Annotated in this window: 3 protein-coding genes; all 3 read left to right on the forward strand. The window is 68.2% G+C overall.

Annotated elements, in window-relative coordinates:
- Window positions 1–511: 511 nt before the first annotated feature.
- Window positions 512–994: a CarD family transcriptional regulator gene (locus FNH08_RS48670; protein WP_003953493.1), complete on the forward strand. Its 483-nt coding sequence runs from the start codon at window positions 512–514 to the stop codon at window positions 992–994.
- Between the two features lie 338 nt (window positions 995–1,332).
- Window positions 1,333–2,133 (forward strand): 2-C-methyl-D-erythritol 4-phosphate cytidylyltransferase, encoded by an 801-nt coding sequence (ispD, locus tag FNH08_RS48680; protein WP_152778312.1) that lies wholly within the window; start codon window positions 1,333–1,335, stop codon window positions 2,131–2,133.
- Window positions 2,123–2,625: 2-C-methyl-D-erythritol 2,4-cyclodiphosphate synthase (ispF, locus tag FNH08_RS48685; RefSeq protein ID WP_152778313.1), on the forward strand; the 503-nt coding region annotated here is incomplete at its 3' end. The genes ispD and ispF, both read left to right, overlap by 11 nt.

Raw genomic sequence — 2,625 nt, forward strand, 5'->3', positions numbered from 1 at the left:
CGACCCTCCCCTGAACCCCCGGTTCGTCCGGCCAGGCGCTCTCCTTGGCGTGTCCGCGTTCCGCATTCACATAAGCGCCACTGGCGTCTTCTGGTCTCCTCGGCAACAGTGCGGGGATTTCCAGGCAAGGAATGCAGGGCGGCACCGGGAAATTGATCACGCGCACGGAAGTACCACGGAACTACCGTCGAAGATCATCGTCTTGATCAATTCCGGATTCGTCTCGGATCCGCCTCCGCTCGCCGAACGGAGTAGCGTGACTCGCACACTTGGAGTCGGACATAACGGGACGTTCGGTCGCTGTCGAGCGGCTCCGGATGTGTGTAACGTACGCGTTTCACCCCGACCGCAGAGCCGCTCCGACCTGCGAATACCCCGCTCCGTTCACTCTCCGATGCACGTTCCTGTTGCTGTTGTCAAGCCCCGAGATATGCCCTGACCTGCGAAAACGCCATTCAGAAGACGCCGTATCCGTGTTACCCTGGATAGCCACGGAAGGGGTACCTGTCACATGACGTTCAAGGTTGGCGACACCGTGGTCTATCCCCATCACGGGGCCGCGCTGATCGAGGCCATCGAAACTCGTCAGATCAAAGGCGTGGACAAGACCTACTTGGTGCTGAAGGTCGCCCAGGGCGACCTGACGGTGCGTGTGCCAGCGGACAATGCGGAGTTCGTCGGCGTACGTGATGTGGTCGGTCAGGACGGGCTGGACCGGGTCTTCGAGGTGCTGCGCGCGCCGTATGCCGAGGAGCCCACGAACTGGTCGCGTCGTTACAAGGCAAATCTGGAGAAGCTCGCCTCCGGCGATGTCATCAAGGTCGCGGAAGTGGTGCGTGACCTGTGGCGTCGCGAGCGTGAGCGAGGGCTCTCCGCCGGTGAGAAGCGGATGCTCGCCAAGGCCCGGCAGATCCTGGTGAGTGAACTCGCCCTCGCGGAGAACACGAACGAGGACAAGGCCGAGGCACTGCTCGACGAGGTCCTCGCGTCCTGACGCCGGCGCACGCAGCGCGCCAGCAACTCGCTTCAGTGCAGCAGTGAATGAAATGCCGCGGTGCCCGATGACGCAACAGCTGTCGCCGGGCGCTGCGGCATGTTCGCGCTCAGACGGGCGGGTGGCGGGACCGATATCCTTCACGATCCGTTCATGCGCTCGTACGCCTGTGTCGTACCGCCGTGCCATTTACGTCGAGGGGGCGCCCCCGATACTGGCGTGCCGGGCCCGGGCAGCTGGCTCGACCAGTGTCACGGAAGGGTCCGGTCAAGGCTCGCGCCCGGCACTCCTCCAGGCCATACCCACGCATGCCGAGCACACAAACCTGACAGGAACCGATGTCTGACGATCCGCGCCCTTCGTCTCCAGGTGTTCGTACGGGAGCTAGTACAGGAGCTAGTACAGGAGCTAGTACCGGGGCTCGTACGGCGGCCGTGATTCCGGCCGCGGGCCGGGGTGTGCGCCTCGGTCCGGGCGCCCCCAAGGCGCTGCGTACGCTGAACGGCACCCCCATGCTCATCCACGCGGCGCGCGCGATGGCCGCGTCACGCGCCGTCTCCCTCGTCGTGGTGGTCGCGCCGCCCGACGGCACCGCCGAGACCAAGAGCCTGCTCGACGCGCACGCGCTGCCCGAGCGGACCGACTTCCTCGTCGTACCGGGCGGTGAGAGCCGGCAGGAGTCCGTGAAGCTCGGTCTCGACGCGCTGCCGCCCGGCATCGACATCGTGCTGGTCCACGACGCGGCACGGCCGCTGGTGCCCGTGGACACGGTGGACGCCGTCATCGATGCCGTACGGGACGGGGCGCCCGCCGTCGTGCCGGCGCTGCCGCTCGCGGACACCGTCAAGCAGATCGAGCCGGCGGACGCGCCCGGTGCGCCGGAGCCCGTGGTCGCGACGCCGGAGCGGTCCCGGCTGCGTGCCGTCCAGACGCCGCAGGGCTTCGATCGCGACACGCTGGTCCGGGCCCATGAGACGGTCACCGAGAACGTCACGGACGACGCGAGCATGGTGGAGCAGCTGGGGCTGCGGGTCGTGGTGGTTCCGGGGCACGAGGAGGCATTCAAGGTCACCCGGCCCCTCGACCTCGTGCTCGCGGAGGCGGTCCTTGCGCGGAGGAGGCTGAACGATGGCTTCTGAGTCGGCCGAGGGCACCGCCCCTCTCCCGTACCCGCTGCCCCAGGTGGGCATCGGCACCGACATCCATGCCTTCGAGGAGGGGCGGGAGCTGTGGTGCGCCGGGTTGCTCTGGGAGGGGGAGGGGCCCGGACTCGCCGGGCACTCCGACGCGGACGTGGTCGCGCACGCGGCGTGCAACGCGCTCTTCTCGGCCGCCGGGTTGGGTGACCTGGGGCAGCACTTCGGCACGGGGCGTCCGGAGTGGTCCGGTGCGGCGGGGGTCGTGCTGCTCACCGAGGCCGCCCGCATCGTGCGTGCGGCCGGCTACACCGTCGGCAACGTCGCGGTCCAGGTCGTGGGTCCTCGCCCGAAGATCGGTAAGCGGCGGGATGAGGCGCAGAAGGTGTTGTCGGAGGCGGTGGGGGCTCCTGTGTCCGTGTCCGGGGCCACGACGGACGGGCTCGGGTTTCCGGGGCGGGGGGAAGGGCTGATGGCGGTGGCGACGGCGCTGGT

This window comes from Streptomyces spongiae, from assembly GCF_009377185.1.
In the GTDB taxonomy this organism is placed as follows: domain Bacteria; phylum Actinomycetota; class Actinomycetes; order Streptomycetales; family Streptomycetaceae; genus Streptomyces; species Streptomyces spongiae.